The sequence below is a fragment of the Pseudomonas sp. A-R-19 genome (genome assembly GCF_019956575.1).
In the GTDB taxonomy this organism is placed as follows: domain Bacteria; phylum Pseudomonadota; class Gammaproteobacteria; order Pseudomonadales; family Pseudomonadaceae; genus Aquipseudomonas.
Genome location: NZ_JAHBDR010000058.1, coordinates 1 through 17,571, shown reverse-complemented (window position 1 = coordinate 17,571; position 17,571 = coordinate 1). Strand labels below are relative to the sequence as shown.

Here is a 17,571-nt window from a genome sequence, read left to right as displayed (position 1 = left end):
CGTCACCATCACCGGGCTCACGACTTGGCCGTGTACTGGACCTGCACAATGATGTCGGTCAGGCTCTTGATCATTGCCTCTTGCTGTACGTGATTGGGAAAGTGCAATAGCCAGCGGGAAATCGCCCCAGTGCCCTCGAAGGGCAAGTAACGCTCATCGTTGAAATCAAAGACAAACAACCCGTCATCCGCCACACCGCCGGACAACACCACTTGCTGACTGGCCCGCAGGTTTTCCTTGAGGCTGTCACCGATCTGTACGGCGTTGTAAGTTTGCGTCAGCGTGGCGCAGATGTCTTCATACGGGCCCAGGGTCACCGGCAAGGTCACGCTGATGCGTTTGATCCGCCGCAGCGTGTGCGTCGGGTAATCACTTTCGTACATCGCCCTGGTCAGTTCGAATGCCACGTCACCCTCCTCCTCCAAACGCAACTCAATGGTGGGCCAGTCCTGGTTCATCTCGGAATCCGGGGTCTGGTCCTTGAGCTGACGCAGGGACACGGTCCTGGTGATTTCCAGCAGTCGTTCGTTGCGAGTGATGTAGGCCGACTCCATTTTCAATAACTGCAATTTCAATGATTCACCCGCCCCCAGGCCACGGTAGCTGTCCTTCCAGGCGCCGACCTGGATGAAGCGGCTGGTGTAGTCGGCGATTTCGAACTGCCAACAGGCTTCGGCGGCCAGACACAGCGCCAGCGTGGCGTCGTAGGCCTGGTAATAGAAGGTCGCGAACTGGCCGTTGAGCCACTGATAGAGCTGCGCGTTGCTGAAGCGGGTACGCAGGAATTCATAACTGGCCAATGCCTGTTCCTGGGCGGTGTGCGCCTGGTTCAACTGCACGGTCGTGGCCAGGGCCTGTTGTTCAAGCACCTTCAACTGCGCATCGATCTGCTGTATTTCAAGCTGGGCCTGATCACGAGCCTGCTTCCATTCCTGATGGCGGCGGCGAAACTGCTCGGTGCGGTCCGTCGCCTCGGCAACACCGTGCTGTAGAGCGGCCAGGCCGAACGCGACCGTCGCGACCATTTTCGGTACGCCCTCCAGACGCCAGCCGCCCGTCGATCCTACGCCACCACCACCCCAGGCCGCACCTCCAATGCCACCACCGCCGCCCCCAGCCGCATTGGGCGGAAGGATCAGGCCACCGGCAACGGTATTAGCGGCGGCGCCTACTCCTTCCGCGACACGCCCTGTCAAATGCAGTCCTCCTCCAGCGATTTCACCAACGTTCACCACCTCCTCCGCCAACCGCGTGTAAAAGTCCAGACGCCCCTGCACCACTGCCTTGCTTGCCTCCAGGGCCTTGCGCTGTTCGACGTCGATCACTTGCGCCTGACGCTGCAGTTCAATGGCAAACTGCGCGAACTCCCAGGCTTGCTGGCCTTGCAGCTCGTGGAGCTGTGCCTGCTCCTTGCGCTCGATCAACGACAGCAGCGTGTTGCCGAACTGGATCAGGGTCTCCACGGCACTGCTGGCGCGGTTGTGCATGACATTGAAACGATAATGCGGCACATCCTGGGCCAGCAGCCGCGCGGCACCGCCGGACGCTGCGCCCTGGCCGTAGGCCGCCAGCAGGTCGCGTGGGTTCAACGGCGCGGCAAACAACGGCAACATCAAGGGCTTGCCATCCAGGGTGCGGTTGTTGCGCAGGTTATCCAGCCGCGCCTCGGCGATGTCCCAGGTGCGCACCAGATGCTGGTTGATCGGCAGACGCAAGTAATCACTGTCCAGATCCAACAGGGTCGGGTCAGGGCTAAAAGTGCGCAAGTACAACGCAGGCTCGGCAAAGACATAAAGCGATTGACCGTCGTTGGCCTCGGCGCTGTCGGCACGCAATTGGTCCTGGCTGATCAGCCGCTGCTCAAACGCGCGCAGTTCGGTGCTGATGGAATCACTCAGGGTTTTCAGGGTGATGGGCAGCCAGTGGTCCACCAATTTGATATCCGGGCGCGGCCCCAACAGATCCAGAACCCGCACGTACCACAGCTTGGCTTCGCCGAGGCTGTCGGGGGTCAATTGCCGGTAGGCGGCATCGCCCCGGTCCAGCAGGTTTTTCAGGTAGTGCAGGTAAATCGCCTTGCGGTAACGCACGGGATGACTGCTGGCGATACCGTCCGGGTCATCGGGTTTGCGGCTGGCGTAATCCATCTCCACCGGGTCGTCCATCAGTGGCCGCACGTTCCAGTAGTCCGGGCGGCCGTTGCTGGCTTTTTTGCGTGCCGGGTCGAAGATGAAACCCAGCCACTGCTCGGCCTCGTCGAATTGTTGTTCCAGGTTCAAGCGCTGGCTGACCATGAATGGCAAGTGCAGAAACAATTCCCAGAAGTACAGGCCATTGGCACCATGGAAGTCCATGCGGTTGACCGCTGCCGGTGGCTGCAAGGGCGGCTCTTCGAGGTTCTGGGTGTCCCAGTCCAACAGGTTTTCCAGGGCGATGTTGGCCTTGTTGATCAGCTCGCGGGCGAACAGGGTGTTCATGCGGATGGGTTGGCGCGCGGCGCTATTGTCGTCGTTGCGAGCAATGCCCGAGCCGGTGAAATCGATGAACTCGGCAGTGCCCAGGGTTGGGCTGGGGCGGGTGTTGATGTAAGGGGCGATCAGTGGAGTCGTGACTCGGGGGGCAAGTTCAAGCTCAACGAGGGTGAGTTTAAGCGCGTGCCCCATTTCCTGGCCGCTGCTGAAAACCTTGATGCCATGTATCAGTGGGATTTTTTTTACACCCACAGGCCAATTGCCATTCCAGTCCGGTAGCAGCGTTTCAGGATCGATGGCGATGGATATTGTCTGCGTATCGGGTGGATTTCTCTCCAAAAGCGCCGAAGAGTAATACAGCGCATGGTAGCCGGGATGAGCAGGGGTAGAATTGTTCAGATCTGTCGGTCTAAGAATGAGATTCTGTAAAAAATAAGTCGCTCCTTTTTGAAATTCTATTGAACGGTATTCAGTATCATGAGAACTATTAATAGCAATCCACCCCCTAAAAATAAGTTCCGGACTAACCGATAAAATCTCCAACGCTTTTCTTTCAACCACCTTATCGACAAGCGAAACAGAGACTCCATCAAGCATTGCTGGCAGTTCACAATAATCAACCTCGGCTCTATCTCTTATAACGTTAGAAAAGTGTACCCCACCTATCCACGCTGTATCCAAGCTAAATCTATATTTCCCGGCAGGCGCATTCGGAATGCTTTTAATCATTTCAAATTTCGAACCTGAAAGCAGTCTCTCATATGGGGCAGAGCCTGTAACGCCCGAAGTTATCAGCGTTAATCTCCAGCTATAGCCATGGTTCGATGAAAACAACCACGTATTGACTAGTGGCACCCCAGAGAAACTACTGGATATTTTTGAATCAAATTCAAGAGATTGTGTAAAACTATTAAATCTCACATCAACATTTTTGAGCGGAGTGTGAATCTTAGTTTGCCACCCTCGAAAATTCCATGCATCCCCTGCAGTATTCGGCAAACTCACCTCGACTGTTTTCAATGCAATTTGAAACGCCGGCAGCCTAAACTGAAACCGCGAATTATTATCATTGACAAGTATCCGCCCAACCCTTAATACATGTGGCGCCTTTATATCCGCCGCGGTTCCAACACTCGGCACATACCCCCGACTTGGAAACAAATCCGTGACATTGAAGTTCTTGTCAATCATCGCCGTTTTCAAAAAATCATACTGGTCGTGTACGCCATCCTGAGCAGCGCCAGCGGTATACCCGGCATACATCGCCACAAACATCGAGTCGGGCGAGGTCGAGCTGTCGTGTACCGCGATACTCTCAACCCATTTATCCAGATCCTCGGTCTTGAACCGTGGCGCCTCGCTCCACGCCTCGATAATGGTTTGCGGCACGCTCCAACTGTCGTCGTATTTCTTGTAGACCAGGTTCAGGCGCAACATCGGATTGGTCTTGACCGTAGTCAGCGGCTTGTCCGGTTCCGGGGCCGTGCCGTGTTCTACCGTCACGGCCTGAGGGCTGTTGTCGATGCACTCGACCCAGAACACAAACAAGCGGTTGTTGAACAGCACCGGCCGAATCGTGCGCTCGATGGCACTGGCCGAGATCGGCAGGTTGGCCTTGTGCCAATCCGACCAGGCGCCCGGCTGCGGGTAGTCGAATTTGGGGCGGTCAGGGTTGGCGCCGTTCATGTCCTTGTAGGTACGCTGGGACATGTCCACCGAACGCCAGTAATACACGCTCTCGGCCCGGGACTTGCCGATGAAGTAGTACATGCCGTTCTTGAAATCATCGGTGGAGATGTAGCCATTGATGATGGTCAGGTTGGCCACTTCTTCGAAACTGGCCAGATAGCTCAGCACCGCTTCCTGAGTCGTGTCGATGTGAATCTTGTTCTGGTTGATGTCGTTTTCCAGTTGCTGGAAGTAGGTCGACTTGCTCATGCGCAATGAGGGGTCGATGTACACCTCCGGGTAATAACGCAACTGCTGGTTGGCCGCCCAGATCGGATACTGGCTGTTGATCTCGCGCCACTGCGTGAGCAGATGGCCTTCCATGACCTTGACTTCATACCCCGGTTCCATGCCCATCAACGCGCCGTTGATGTACTGCTGCAGGCTGGCAATCGCCGACGCCACCGGGCTGCTGGGCACCGCCTGGCTGACCTGCACGTCCAACAGTTTGTATTCGTAGAGGTCGTTGGCGGTCTTGATTTTGTCGCTCAAACCGCTATCGACAAATTCCGCAGCATTGGGTACCAGTTCATCCAGGTAGTAGGCCACCAGGGCATCGCGCAGGGTTTCGTTGAGTTGACTGTCGAGGGTGCTGGACATGATTTGATCCTTAAAGTGAAAAAACATCACTCAACGACTGGCGGCCACCGCCGCTTCACCGACGGCTTGCCAGGCAGCAGGGGCACTGTCGGCATGCAGCGCAGTAGCCGCCAACACATCCGCTGCCGTCATCCCGCTGGCCTTGCTGGCGCCCTGGCAACGCACTATCCAGTCCACCTCGTCCATGGAGCAGGCGCGTCCTTGCGGCAACTCTTGAAACAATCGGCTGACCTCTTGCACGGACCAACCCAGCAGGTTGGCCAACGCCTCGGCTGATTCATCGTTGACCGCGCTACGCAATGCCTTGTTCTTGAGATGGACCTTCGCCGGGTTGGCCGCGATGAAGTAGCCGAGCAAGGCTTCTTCAGTCTGACTCTGGCTGCCGAGCCACTGGCTGTAGCGGCCCAGCAGATAGAAACTGGCCCATGACAACGCTGTGCCGCCCTTGGCCCCCAGCCACTCGGGATGGACCAGAAACAGACGCAGGGCGCTGGTGCCCAGGCGCAGGTGCAGCGCCGCCTCTGCATGACGCAGCATCGAGCGAATTTGCTCCAGCAGGGAGGCCATTGACGAGATGCCGACATCGGCATCGGTTTGCAGCACCGCCGACAGCAACTCGTAGACCGAAGTCCCCGCCCAGCGCACCACAACCTGGGTGCGGTCCATGGGCAAGTTGACCATTTCCTGAGTCAGTCCTTCGATCAGGCGCAGTTGCCGGTCATGACCGACCAGGAGCAGCGTGCCCAGTTTCTCCAGGCTCCGGGCCCTGGCCTCAGGCTCAAGTCCCAGGGGCTTGAGCGCCAACACCAGCGCCGCCGACAATTGCCCTTGGGTGTTTTCGATCAGCTCCAGTGGCAAGTCTTTGACCATGCCTCGCTCATCGAGCAACGGCAGCAAAACCGTGCGCCAGTTGATGTCGTCTCCCGGGCCACGCCCCTTGGCGGGCGCCTCATGGGTTGGCAGGTTCAATGCCTCGATCTGCTGATCGGTGATGACCGCGGCCCGGGTGTCGAGGGCCAACTTCGCCAGGCGATCAATCAGGCCCTGGGGCGGCAGATAGTCCCCCGGATCAAGTCCCAGTAAACGTCGTACATCGGCGACGCTTTGTTTGCTGTCCTTGAGCCAGGTCACGGCCCAGTCCATTTGCATTAAAAGGTCGAGAATGTCGGGTGGTGTCGTCAAAGCCTCGCCTTCGGTAATACCATCTAACTCCAATAAGCGTCCCCCGAGCTGCCCACACCTCACACGCAAGTATGAAATCGGCTTTGCTGACCAGTTGTTTATCGCCTCCCAGCCAGCCCTGATGATTTTTTTGCCAGTCAATGAAAGGCTTCCCCCGACCTCCACGGGATCAAGTGTCAGCTGACTGTCGTCTGCATTTGTCAGAAACCATTGAATTTTGGGCTCAGGCCCTGAAAACTCAAACGTAAACTCGCGAAGGGCGCTGTCTGTATGAGCAAAGTCACTGCCCATCTCCACAGATAGCATTGACCCCGGCAGCAAGCGCAAGGAGTCTCCTGCAGCCACAGGGTCGACAACCAGCGCCAAGGTGATTTCAATCCTTGGACTACCACCCGCAGCCTTGATGTAGATGGGCTTGAGTGATTGCCCGAATTGCTGACTCAAACGCCCTGTGCACAACAACCGCTGATAGTCCTGCCCCCCCAACAAATCCATCAGGGCCCAGCCGTCCTCCGCCGACAGGCCAAACATCTGTGGGACACGCGCCTGACGATAAACGGATGAAACCGTCTCCAGATCGCGCTTCAGTGGCCCGACATGCTCCTGCGTTTGACCGGCCAGACGCAAAAACGACAATTCCGAGGGTTGCAAACCGAGGCCGGCACACAGTTGTGCCACGGTTCTTTTTGAGGCGACGTCCGTTCCCCTGGCATTGAACACCTGTTGATCAAGCACCAATGGCACGTCGAACAGCGTTACCTCGTTGAAGACCTGGTCAAACAGCGGTACATCATCGCCGGTCGCATAAGGCGTGAGGTCATGGAGAAACGCGGCGAATTCCAGAGGCTCGAGCTTGTATCGTTGGGCGAGATAACGATAGACCCCCAAGGCCCGCAAGGTATTGAGGTTCAGCTCCATGGTCAGGTTGTGTTCGCCTTCGCTGCGGATGGCGCTGATGATCAGCGTGTCCAGCTCGGCAAACGGAATGTCCAGCCAGCGTTGCAAGCGAATCATGCGCTGCAGGCGGTCGAAGCGGTTGGGTGAAGTTTTGGTCAGGCGCCAGGTTTTGCGAGCGCCCACCGGGACCTCTGTGAGGCCCATTGAGTTGTCGAATTGATCCTTGCGGATCGATGTAGCGGTGGCAGGGGTGACACTGTCATAGCGATCCGAGCCGTGGCCATTGACGTAACACGCGCCAAAGTGGGAAGCATGGGGGTATGGCGCCCCTATTCCCGTCGAACCGAATTGCGGATTGGTGCTTGGGCAGTTGGGGGAAAGACGGGGAAAATGAGTACGTTGCGATAACACTGCTTCGACTTGCTGCGCGTCCAGCCCGGTCCGCTGCATGAAGGTTTTGAGGTCGATCAGCGACTGATCGAGTTGTATCGAATTGCTCTCAAGACCGTAGTGTTTCTGGAAAAAACCTTGCTGCTCGACCGACCAGACAGGAATCTCATCCGACATGAGGGTTACGCTGAGCGCTGCCACGCCTAGGGGGGCCGTTACAGAGCCGCTGGTGGTTGTGATAGTGAATGAAGCACGATATCCCGCCGAATCATTCCCCCCCCAACTGATACGCGGACACATTGTCTCGGGCGAGGCCTGATGCAGATGATTGAGGCTCCATAGATCCGAACGGGCAGGGGTGCCTGAATTGAATGAAACCAGTTCCAACTTTTCAGGGCTATCGGCCTTGGAAAACACGATGGTTGCTACGTTGGTTGACCCAGGGTTGGAGATCAAATAATGCGCCTCTGGCTCGACATCCTTAATGGAGGCCTGTCCCGGCAGCAGTAAAAAGCCCACGCCCAGCGCTTTATGTGGCCTCAGGTGAGAAGTCCCCGGGCCTTTCCAACCAGCCGCCAGCTCGGCCTTCGACAGATAAAACGTGGTAAACAGTGACGGCTCGATCAACAACTGTTGTTGCTGCGGACTCAATCCCGACAACAACCGTTGCGCCTCAAGCGACGCATTCTGCACCGCGCCATAGACATTGCGATCACCTTGAGTCGCCGGCACCTCACGGCTGATCAGGTAATTCAACACCCCCAACCCAAGCTTTTTTTTTGCCAATCCAAGACGGCATTGATGATGGGCAAAGTGGTACGGAAAGATGAACGGGTACCGTCGTTCAGCCAGTAGTTCATACACTGGCTTGTTTTCATCAGGTTTGCCTTTGCGGTAACGCTCAATATCTTCCTTCAGAATCCCGTTGACCAACTCCAGCATTGGCCGGGGGGTAAAGGTGCTTTGCTGGTCAATGACCAGGCTTGCAATGTCGGGCCGCCGCTTGCCCAGTAAAATTTTCGGCCGGTCACCCTGCCCCGAAGTTTCCAGCGTACGCGTGGCAAATTGGTACAACGAACTGAGGTAGGACACCGGCGAGTCGATCGCCGCGATCGCGCCGACCTTGCAGAACTCATCCCAGTTTTCCTTGAACAGGTTGGGGTAACTGGGGCCCACGTCCACCAAGGCACGAACACCCGTACGTTGGGTCAGGTCCTGGGGCTTGCCACTGGATACTCGATGCTCACGATACAGTCCACCGATCTGGACCGCATAACACATGGCATTGTCATAGGCCAACGCACCGTCCGCGTCACAGATCTCACCCAAGCGTTCGACAAACCGGGGCTTTGACTGGCCGATAATGTCAAACACCGGCGTCATGCTCATTTGCTGCATGGCGGTGATGAAACTCACCTTGCCCGGCTGACTGCTCTTGTCAGCGATTTCGCTAACAAGGTTACGCAATAGCCGATTGTTCTTGTCTTGCATGGGAGTCACCGACAGGCCAGTGGATTGCTCCCCAACCTACGGCTTTTTGCGCGCGGAAGAACCTGTCAAACTTAACAGGTTCGCCGCCATATCCGACGGATGGTTACGTTGGCTTCCCTCACGGCCCGGATAAGATGAGTTCTTATCGCTAGCGAGGTTTCGCTCCATGTTCATCGGCGTCCTGCTGGTCATCACCTGGCTGATCCTGTTGCTGCGCTATCCGGCCAAGGCCTTGCCCGTGTCCATGGCCGCCGCCGTGGGGCTGGGCCTGGTCGCCACCTGGGTCGTCTGGCTGGACCACCGCGAACTCAAGCAGTTGCAACGCCTGGAGTTGCGCATCAGCTATGCGCCGCAACACTGCCCGGCAGACCGTCCGTTGCAACTGACGATGAACAACGGCAACGACGTGCCGCTGACCGAGCTGCGCTGGCGGGTCGCGGCGTATGCTCCGGGCGACACGGTGAACCTGGCCGACAATCAATACACTGCCCCGCGTTATCGTGGTCCCGGCGAATTGCAGGCCGGTGGCAACTGGGAAGATTGCTTGCCGCTGCCGCCACTGCGCCCTGGCTACCGTCCGGAAACCCTGGAGTTTCGCGCCGAGCGATTGCAGGGTAGTTTTTCCGACTGAGCCCTCCCCCATTTTTTGCACAAGGAATGCGCCATGCCCGTTGCGTTGATTACCGGTTGTTCCAGCGGCATCGGCCGCGCCCTTGCCGATGCGTTCAAGGTCGCCGGCTATGAAGTCTGGGCCAGCGCGCGCAAGGCCGAAGATGTCGCGGCACTCACCGCCGCGGGTTTCACCGCCGTGCAACTGGATGTCAACGATGCCGCCGCGCTGGAAGCCTTGGGCGAGCGAATCAACCAGCAAACCGGTGGCCTTGATGTGTTGATCAACAACGCGGGCTACGGTGCCATGGGGCCGCTGCTCGATGGTGGTGTGCCGGCCATGCAGCGCCAGTTCGAGACCAATGTGTTCGCTGTCATAGGCGTTACTCGCGCCCTGTTCCCGGTACTGCGCCGGGCCAAGGGGCTGGTGGTGAATATCGGTAGTGTGTCCGGTGTTCTGGTCACGCCATTCGCCGGTGCTTACTGCGCCTCGAAAGCCGCCGTGCATGCCTTGAGCGATGCCTTGCGCATGGAACTGGCGCCGTTCGGTGTGCGGGTCATGGAAGTGCAGCCGGGGGCTATCGCTTCCAGCTTTGCCAAGAATGCCGGCCACGAAGCCGAGCAATTGATCAGCGAGCAATCCCCATGGTTTCCGCTGCGCGAAGGCATTCGCGCACGGGCCAGGGCGTCACAGGACAAACCGACCCCGGCCAGTGAATTTGCCGCTGGATTACTCAAGGCTGTGCAGCAGGACAAGCCACCGCGACTGATTCGTCTCGGCAATGGCAGTCGTGCGTTGCCACTGCTGGCAGGGTTGTTACCGAAAGGCTTATTGGAAGCCGGGCTGATGAAGCGGTTCGGGTTGCGTGGGCAGCTCTGAGACCGCTTCGCCCCTTTCGCGAGCAAGCCCGCTCCCACACAGAATCTGCGCATGACCTGTGGGAGCGGGCTTGCTCGCGAAGGCGTCAGAACAGACACCACGGAAATTCAGGAAAAAAATGACCGACTACACCGAATACTTCGACGAAGTGATCCAGGCCCACGTGGCCATCGAACAATGGCTGGCCGAGGAACGCGACGCGTGTGAACTCGAAAAACTGCTGAGCCGTTTTTCGCCGCAATTCTCCATGATCTCGCCGCTCGGCCGGGTGCTGGACTTTGACGCACTGAACGAATTGTTCACGCTGGCGGGCGGCAAGAAGCTCGGGTTCCGCATCGAGCTCAGCGAGTTGCGTGGCATTGACTTGTACGACGGTGGCGCAACCGTGAGTTACCGCGAGCAACAGACCGATGCGACCGGGCTGCACTCGGATCGGCGCTCGACCGTTGCGTTCGAAAAGCACGCGGATGGGCGGGTGATCTGGCGGCATTTGCATGAGACGTTTTGCAAGGAGTGAATGCCCCGATGCGTGCCTGACGGACCGCGTTGTACCCTTCGCGAGCAAGCCCGCTCCCACACTGGATCTTCAGTGAACTCAAAGTTTGCACACGAAGGAGATCAAATGTGGGAGCGGGCTTGCTCGCGAAGCAGGCGACTCGATCTATCGGTTATGCACCATCACCTTGCTTCACCACCACCGTACAAGTAATCCCCGCCGCCAACACCACACCCTCCGGCACTTCATCGATGTGAATGCGCACCGGCACCCGTTGCGCCAAGCGAACCCAGTTAAAGGTCGGGTTTACATCGGCGATCAGTTCACGGCTTTCCGGGTTGTCGCGGTCGTAGATGCCGCGAGAAATGCTTTCCACGTGGCCCTTGAGCACTTCGCCGCTCATCAGTTGCATGTCGGCCTTATCACCCACGCGCACATGGGGCAGCTTGGTTTCTTCGAAGAAGCCGTAGACCCAGAACGAGTTCATGTCGACCACGGCCATTTTCGCCTCGCCGATGCGCGCGTAATCGCCGCGATGCACGTTGAGGTTGGTCACGTAGCCGTCCACCGCCGCGCGCACTTCAGTACGTTTGAGGTTGAGCTCGGCAGCTTCCAGTTGTGCCTGGGCCTGCTGGTAATCGGCCAGGGCCGAGTCGGCGAGATTACTGGCGTCGTCACGGTTTTCCCGGGAGATCACCAGGTTGTCCATATCGGCGCGACGATGGGCGTTGACCTTGCGCATCTCCCAGTTTGCCTTGCGCGATGCCACCAGGCTTTGCGCCTGCTTCACCGCGAGACGGTAGTGCTCGGGGTCGATCTGCATCAGCAAATCGCCCTTCTTCACCAACTGGTTGTCCCGCACCGGCACGTTCACCACTTCGCCGGTGACGTCGGCGGCGACGTTGATGATGTCGGCGCGCACGCGACCGTCGCGGGTCCATGGCGTGTTCATGTAGTGCTCCCACAAGGAGCGGCCGATCCACAGCGCGAGGGCCAGCACCAGCAAGGTCGCGAGCAGGCTGAAAAACTTTTTCATCAGGACATTCTCAGTGAAAGAGAGTCAACGGTAGACAGTCAGCGCCAACGCGCCGAACAGACAGGTAAACAAGCTCAGGCGCAGCAACGCCGGGTGCCAGAAAAAACGGTACAGGTCGAACCCGGACAGGAATCGGTCCAGCGCCCAGGCAAGCGCCGCCGCGATGAAAAACATCAGGGTCATGGTCGGCATGTACACGCCGTGGAAGGCGATTTCACGAGGCATGTTCAAGTCCTTGGGGCTGGCTGTTGGCGAAGGCAGCGAGCGGTGATTGCGGATCGAGCAGAGAGGTGCGGATGAAGTGCAGGTAACTCTTCACCCGACGCAACGCCGAGGTATCGAAATGCGGGGCGAAGGGTTCGTCGGTGGACTGCACACGACTGATCGCGTGATCGACCGCGATCAGCGCGCGTTCGAGATTGCTGCTGTTCGGTTGCAGGAACAGCCGCACCAGTGCACGCCCCATCACCCGGATCGATTGCCGCCATGGCTGGGATTCGGCATAGGCCGGATGCACCGGCAGAATCGCCTGCTCCTTGCGCAACTCAATGATCGCGTGGCCGACCTCCAGCACCACGAACATCCAGCGCAGCAGGCCCCGCTGCACTTGCGGTTGACCTGCCGCGAAGCCGTAGGCCTGATGCACCAGATCGCGGGTACGGCTTTCGAAACTCGACGCCAGGCCTTTGAGCTTGCCGCTGATGGCGTACACCACCTGACCGCGCAGGTCCTGCTCCAGCCGGCGCCACAGCCAGCGGCTGTTGGGCGGCAGAATGATCGCCCCGGCCGCCGCGCACACCAGCATGCCGAGCACCATGGCGATGTAGTCGTTGATGAAGGTGTAGGGGTTGTAGACCGTGAGGTTGTCCGGCACTGAACCGGTGCTGAAGAAGATCAGCAAACCCAGGCCGACACCGACGTATTGCGGCCGCGATGTCAGGAACGAACCAAGCACGATCACCGGTGCGAGCATCACGCACAGCAACGGGAATCCGTCGATCCACGGGAAAATGAAAAACATCTCGACGAAACCAATCAGCGCCCCGAGCAACGTCCCGCACGCCATCTGAAAGGCCATGCGTTTCGGGTTCGGAGTAGCAGCGGACAGGCCCACGGTCGCGGCGGCAATCAGGGTCATGGTCGCGCCACTTGGCCAGGCGGTTGCCACCCAGTAGCTACCCAACACCACCAGGATGAACGCTGCGCGAATGCCCGACGCCGCCGCGGCCATCCAGTTGGTTTGCGGGGTGAACGGCTCGTCCCAGCGCTCCCGTTCGTGACTGTGATCGGCCAGGGACGCGTGGGTCTGCGCATAACCGTGCAGGTCGTCGACGAAGCGATAAAGCAGCTCGTAGGCGGTGTGGAAATCCAGTTGTTCGGCATCGCTCGGGTTGCTCTGCTGGAACGTTGCCCGCAGGCTGCGCACCCGCGTCGGCAAGCCTTCCTTGTAGACACTCAGCACCGTGACCAGGCGCGCCGCATCGGCACTGGTCAGGGCACGACCGCTGAAGCCGTCGAGCAACTCGGCGAGGTCCTGCAATCCCGGTTTGATCGCTGCTACAACCTGGTCCGCCGCGCTGCTGCGCAGACGTTCGAGTAACTGGTGCACGGCGTTGAAACGCGTGGTGATGCCCATGAACTCGCTGTTCAGGCGACTGAGCCGGCCATTGCGCCGACGCATGTGCGGGTCCTCGAAAACAGTGACACTGCGCAAGCCCTCCAGGCCCACGGCTTCGGCGATGAAGCGCACGTTGCCGGCCTCGAACGCCTCGCGCTGACTGCGACCGCGCAGGCCGTCGGTGACGAACAGGGCGAACACGCCAAAGCGCTGATACAAGGCATTGCGCATCGCCGCGCTCGCCGATTGCGGCAGGATGGCGGCACTGATCAGGGTCGAACAGAGAATGCCCAGGGAGATCTCCAGCACCCGCCAGACCGCCGCCATGAACGCACCCTCCGGATGGGCCAGCGCGGGCAAACCGACCATCGCGGCGGTGTACCCGGCGAGTACGAAACCGTAGGCGCGGAAGTTGCGGCAGCGGGCGGCACCGGCGGTACAGATACCAACCCAGATCGCCAGCGAACCGAGGAACAGTTCAGTGTTCTGCGCAAACAGGGCGATCAGCGCGACCATCACCGCCGACCCGGCCAGGGTGCCGAGAAAACGATAAAAACTCTTGGCGAACACCTGGCCGCTTTGCGGCTGCATGACGATAAACACGGTGATCATCGCCGTGCGCGGTTGCGGCAGTTCCAGGCGCATGGCCAACCATAGCGTCAGGAACGCGGCGAGCAGCACCTTGAAAATGTAGACCCAGGTCACGCCATCGCTGCGTGCCCAGTCGAAGAATCCCCGGCGCCATTCCAGGGAATACAGCCAGCGCAAAGGGGCGGGCAAGGGAGTCATCAAATCCTGCTCAATGAAAATTCAGCCAAAACTCGGACCCTGTGGGAGCGGGCTTGCTCGCGAAGTGGGAGTGTCAGGCAGCATAAATGTCGTCTGACACACCGCCTTCGCGAGCAAGCCCGCTCCCACAGGTGCAGTGTTCAACGCAAAAGGCTCGGGGTTTTTGGCACTTGGGTCTGGCGATCTGTCGGCACGTCATTACCGGCACCGAGACCACCGCCCAACGCCGTCACCAGTTCGGCATGGGCACTGAGGCGTGCCGCCTGAACCTGCTGCTGCACTTGCTGCTGCTTGAACAGCAGGGTCTGGGCGTTGAGCACGTTGAGGTAGTCGGTCAGGCCGCGCTGGTAGGCGATCATCGCGATGTCGTAAGTCTTCTGCGCGGTGGCCACCGACTCGGCGGCGAACGCCTGCTGCTTGTCCATGGACTCGCGACGGATCAATTGGTCAGAGATGTTTTTCAGCGCATTGACCAGGGTCTGGTTGTACTTGGCCACGGCGATGTCATAACCGGCCGAAGCTTCACCCAACTCCGAGCGCAACCGCCCGCCATCGAAGATCGGCAACGAAATCGCCGGACCCACGCTGTAGTTGAGTTTCTTGCCGGTCAGGAACTCCAGGGCCCCACCGCCGGTGGCCATGTAGCCGAGGCTGCCGACCAGGTCGACGTTCGGGTAGAACCCGGCATGGGCGACATCGATACCTCGCGCCTGCGCCGCCACTTGCCAGCGGCTGGCGACCACGTCCGGGCGCTGCCCGAGCAATTGCGCCGGCAGCGAAGACGGCAGTTTCAGTGGCGCACCCAGCGACAGCGTTGGCCGCTGCAACTGCGTGCCTTCCCCTGGGCCCTTACCCGCGAGGGCAGCGAGCTGGTTGCGGCTCAAGGCGATTTCTTCGTCGAGGGCATCGATCTGGCGATGGGTTTCCGGCAGCGGCGTCTCGGCCTGGCTGACCTCGAAATGGGTGCCGATACCACCGTTCAGGCGCTTTTGCGCCAGCTCGAGAATCTGCTGTTGCTGCTGCAAGGTCGCTTCGACGATATCCCGCTGGGCGTAATGCAACGACAACTCGATGTAGACCCGGACGATGTTGTCCTGCAATTCGAGCTGGGCCTGGCGGGCTTCGGCGACGGTCATGTGGGCCATGTCCACGGCACGCTCGGTGGCATTGCTTTCGCGGCCCCAGAGGTCGAGGGCATAACTGAAGCCCAGCGCGGCGTTGTTGTCCCAGGTGGTGCTGTTGGCCAGCTCGCCCGGGCCGTAGAACTGGTCGGTCGGCCAGTTGTGGCGTTTGAGGGTCGTATCCCCATTGATCTGCAGCGACTCGGCGGCTTCGGCCACGCCAGCCATGGACCTGGCCTGACGCACCCGGGCAGCGGCCATGGCCAGGCTCGGGCTACCTTGCAGGGCGAGGTCGATCCAGCGATTCAATTGTGGGTCGCCATAGGCTTGCCACCATTGCGCGGTGGGCCAGTGCGCATCTTGCGCGGCGTTCTGGATCGCTTCGTCGGTAGCCAGTGCATTGGCCTCCAGCGCCTTGCCCTGCGGGGCAATACCTCCGGTTCCGATGCAGCCGCTGATTGCCAGGGTTAAAGCCAAAACACTGAGCGGTTGAAGCGCTCTGCTGATGCGACGCGGCACTGCTGCGATTTCCTGAAATAGGGGGATAACGAGATCTTGTAGGAGCTGGCTTGCTGGCGATGCAGCCACCGCGGTGCATCTGGGTGACCGCAGCGATGCCATCGCCAGCAAGCCGGCTCCTACAGTCCACGCAATTCTATGGGTGGGCTTTGATGGCGATAAGCTGGGATTCCTGTGAATCTTTGTTACCGTTAACGAGATAATCCGTAGGTAGGGGGTCACCGACCCCGAAACTTCGTGTCACAATTTGCCATCGCACCCGAGAGCACCCCATGGACACTTTGCAAAACATGCGCGCCTTCAGTTACGTGGCCGAGGCCGGCAGCTTCACCGCCGCCGCCGTGCAACTGGACACCACCACGGCCAACGTCTCGCGCGCGGTCTCCAACCTGGAAGCCCACCTGCAAACCCGCCTGCTCAACCGAACGACCCGCCGCATTGCCCTGACCGAAGCTGGCAAGCGCTACCTGTTGCGCTGCGAACAGATCCTGGCCTACGTCGAAGAAGCCGAAGCCGAGGCCAGCGACGCCCACGCGCGCCCGGCCGGACAGCTGAAAGTGCACACCATGACCGGCATCGGCCAGCACTTCGTGATCGACGCCATCGCCCGCTACCGCAAGACCCACCCGGACGTGACCTTCGACCTGACCATGGCCAACCGCGTGCCGGACCTGCTCGACGAAGGCTACGACGTGTCCATCGTCCTGGCCCGCGAACTGCCGGACTCGGGCTTCGTCTCCCAGCGCCTGGGCATCACCTACAGCATCGTTTGCGCCTCGCCGGCCTACGTCAAAGCCAACGGCTGCGCACAAAAGCCCAGCGACCTGCTCAACCACGCCTGCCTGCGCCTGGTCAGCCCGGTGATACCCCTGGAGAAATGGGCCTTCGACGGCCCTGATGGCCAGGAAATGGTCACCATCAACAGCTCACCGTTCCTGGTGAACTCCGCCGACGCGATGAAATCCGCGATCATCAGCGGCATGGGCGTTGGCGTCCTGCCGCTGTACGCCGCGATAGAGGGCTTGCGCAGCGGCACGCTGGTGCGCGTGATGCCCAAGTACCGCTCGCAGGAGCTGAATCTGTATGCGATCTACCCTTCGCGCCAGTACCTGGATGCGAAGATCAAGACCTGGGTCGAGTATTTGCGCGGATCGTTGCCGGAATTGCTGGCCGCGCATCAGGCGGAATTGGCGGCGTATGAACTGAGCGGGAGTCTGGGTGGGGTTCGGGTGGCGAATTGACGCGCATACCTGTAGGAGCGAGCCTGCTCGCGAAAAACCTGAGGCGCCGAGGTGAATCAGGTTTCCCGCGTTATCGTTGTCGTCCATCGCGAGCAAGCCCGCTCCCACAGAAGAGCAAAGGCAGATCGGCACACACCCACGCCCCTCACCACTCATCAGGCCGAGCGTTAGCTCGCCTGCAGCTCTTGATCTTGATCCACCCGCCCCCTCGGAAGGCTGAGTGGAGGTGTTCATCCGGGGATTGGCGCGCAGCGCCGTTCGACGCAGTCGAACTCATCGCATGTAGGTGCCAGCGAAGCCAACCGGAGGGCGATGCCCCCGGATGAATACCGGAGCGAAGGAACCCCGAGCCTCAGCGAGGGGCCGTACGCCAGGGGTGAAGGGATCAACCACATAGGTAACAGAAGAGTTCAGTCACATAGGTAACACCAGGTCACTTACTTCTGATCACCTTTAACGTCACATAATCTTCCTTTGCATCCTTTTCATCGATGCGACCTAAC

10 protein-coding genes are annotated in these 17,571 nt (G+C 59.5%); 4 read left to right on the top strand and 6 right to left on the bottom strand.

The annotated features are described in order from the left end of the window. Nucleotides 1-17: 17 nt before the first annotated feature. Both KGA88_RS31435 and KGA88_RS15810 read right to left on the bottom strand, forming a co-directional pair. Nucleotides 18-4,799 carry a neuraminidase-like domain-containing protein gene (locus tag KGA88_RS31435; protein WP_263296145.1) on the bottom strand — a complete coding sequence of 1,594 codons (4,782 nt, stop codon included), beginning with the start codon at nt 4,797-4,799 and terminating at the stop codon, nt 18-20. A 30-nt stretch (nt 4,800-4,829) separates the two neighbouring features. Beyond that, nucleotides 4,830-8,759: a Tc toxin subunit A gene (locus KGA88_RS15810; RefSeq protein ID WP_223592453.1), complete on the bottom strand. Its 3,930-nt coding sequence runs from the start codon at nt 8,757-8,759 to the stop codon at nt 4,830-4,832. Nucleotides 8,760-8,925: 166 nt separating this feature from the next. Here KGA88_RS15810 and KGA88_RS15805 point away from each other — a divergent pair, with 166 nt between their 5' ends. The 3 genes from KGA88_RS15805 to KGA88_RS15795 all read left to right on the top strand — a co-directional run bounded on the left by KGA88_RS15805 (nt 8,926) and on the right by KGA88_RS15795 (nt 10,765). Next, the gene (locus KGA88_RS15805) at nt 8,926-9,390 is read left to right on the top strand and encodes a multidrug transporter (protein WP_110663052.1); all 465 of its coding nucleotides are present in this window, start codon (nt 8,926-8,928) and stop codon (nt 9,388-9,390) included. A gap of 33 nt (nt 9,391-9,423) precedes the next feature. Further along, a complete protein-coding gene (locus tag KGA88_RS15800) occupies nt 9,424-10,248 on the top strand; it encodes an SDR family oxidoreductase (protein ID WP_223592442.1) in 825 nt (274 codons plus the stop codon). Between the two features lie 118 nt (nt 10,249-10,366). Continuing rightward, on the top strand, nt 10,367-10,765 hold the full coding sequence (locus KGA88_RS15795) for a DUF4440 domain-containing protein (RefSeq protein WP_223592440.1): 399 nt from the start codon (nt 10,367-10,369) through the stop codon (nt 10,763-10,765). Nucleotides 10,766-10,916: 151 nt separating this feature from the next. Here the strand turns inward: KGA88_RS15795 and KGA88_RS15790 are convergent, their stop codons facing one another. The 4 genes from KGA88_RS15790 to KGA88_RS15775 all read right to left on the bottom strand — a co-directional run bounded on the left by KGA88_RS15790 (nt 10,917) and on the right by KGA88_RS15775 (nt 15,827). Further along, the gene (locus KGA88_RS15790) at nt 10,917-11,780 is read right to left on the bottom strand and encodes an HlyD family secretion protein (RefSeq protein WP_223592438.1); all 864 of its coding nucleotides are present in this window, start codon (nt 11,778-11,780) and stop codon (nt 10,917-10,919) included. 24 nt (nt 11,781-11,804) lie between these two features. Continuing rightward, on the bottom strand, nt 11,805-12,005 hold the full coding sequence (locus KGA88_RS15785) for a DUF1656 domain-containing protein (RefSeq protein ID WP_007896379.1): 201 nt from the start codon (nt 12,003-12,005) through the stop codon (nt 11,805-11,807). Continuing rightward, nucleotides 11,995-14,187 (bottom strand): FUSC family protein, encoded by a 2,193-nt coding sequence (locus KGA88_RS15780; RefSeq protein WP_223592429.1) that lies wholly within the window; start codon nt 14,185-14,187, stop codon nt 11,995-11,997. The genes KGA88_RS15785 and KGA88_RS15780 overlap by 11 nt, the downstream gene beginning before the upstream one ends. Before the next feature lie 140 nt (nt 14,188-14,327). Next, complete coding sequence (locus KGA88_RS15775; protein ID WP_110662445.1) at nt 14,328-15,827, bottom strand: efflux transporter outer membrane subunit; 1,500 nt, start codon at nt 15,825-15,827, stop codon at nt 14,328-14,330. Nucleotides 15,828-16,099: 272 nt separating this feature from the next. On the opposite strand from KGA88_RS15775, the gene KGA88_RS15770 reads away from it, so the two are divergent. Continuing rightward, on the top strand, nt 16,100-17,068 hold the full coding sequence (locus KGA88_RS15770; protein WP_110662446.1) for a LysR family transcriptional regulator: 969 nt from the start codon (nt 16,100-16,102) through the stop codon (nt 17,066-17,068). The last annotated feature ends 503 nt before the right edge of the window (nt 17,069-17,571 follow it).

What these genes read in the sequence shown, in the direction of transcription:
- KGA88_RS31435 (WP_263296145.1), bottom strand. Translation starts at nt 4,799, where the DNA reads ATGTCCAGCACCCTCGACAGTCAACTCAACGAAACCCTGCGCGATGCC.
- KGA88_RS15810 (WP_223592453.1), bottom strand. Translation starts at nt 8,759, where the DNA reads ATGCAAGACAAGAACAATCGGCTATTGCGTAACCTTGTTAGCGAAATC.
- KGA88_RS15805 (WP_110663052.1), top strand. Translation starts at nt 8,926, where the DNA reads ATGTTCATCGGCGTCCTGCTGGTCATCACCTGGCTGATCCTGTTGCTG.
- KGA88_RS15800 (WP_223592442.1), top strand. Translation starts at nt 9,424, where the DNA reads ATGCCCGTTGCGTTGATTACCGGTTGTTCCAGCGGCATCGGCCGCGCC.
- KGA88_RS15795 (WP_223592440.1), top strand. Translation starts at nt 10,367, where the DNA reads ATGACCGACTACACCGAATACTTCGACGAAGTGATCCAGGCCCACGTG.
- KGA88_RS15790 (WP_223592438.1), bottom strand. Translation starts at nt 11,780, where the DNA reads ATGAAAAAGTTTTTCAGCCTGCTCGCGACCTTGCTGGTGCTGGCCCTC.
- KGA88_RS15785 (WP_007896379.1), bottom strand. Translation starts at nt 12,005, where the DNA reads ATGCCTCGTGAAATCGCCTTCCACGGCGTGTACATGCCGACCATGACC.
- KGA88_RS15780 (WP_223592429.1), bottom strand. Translation starts at nt 14,187, where the DNA reads ATGACTCCCTTGCCCGCCCCTTTGCGCTGGCTGTATTCCCTGGAATGG.
- KGA88_RS15770 (WP_110662446.1), top strand. Translation starts at nt 16,100, where the DNA reads ATGGACACTTTGCAAAACATGCGCGCCTTCAGTTACGTGGCCGAGGCC.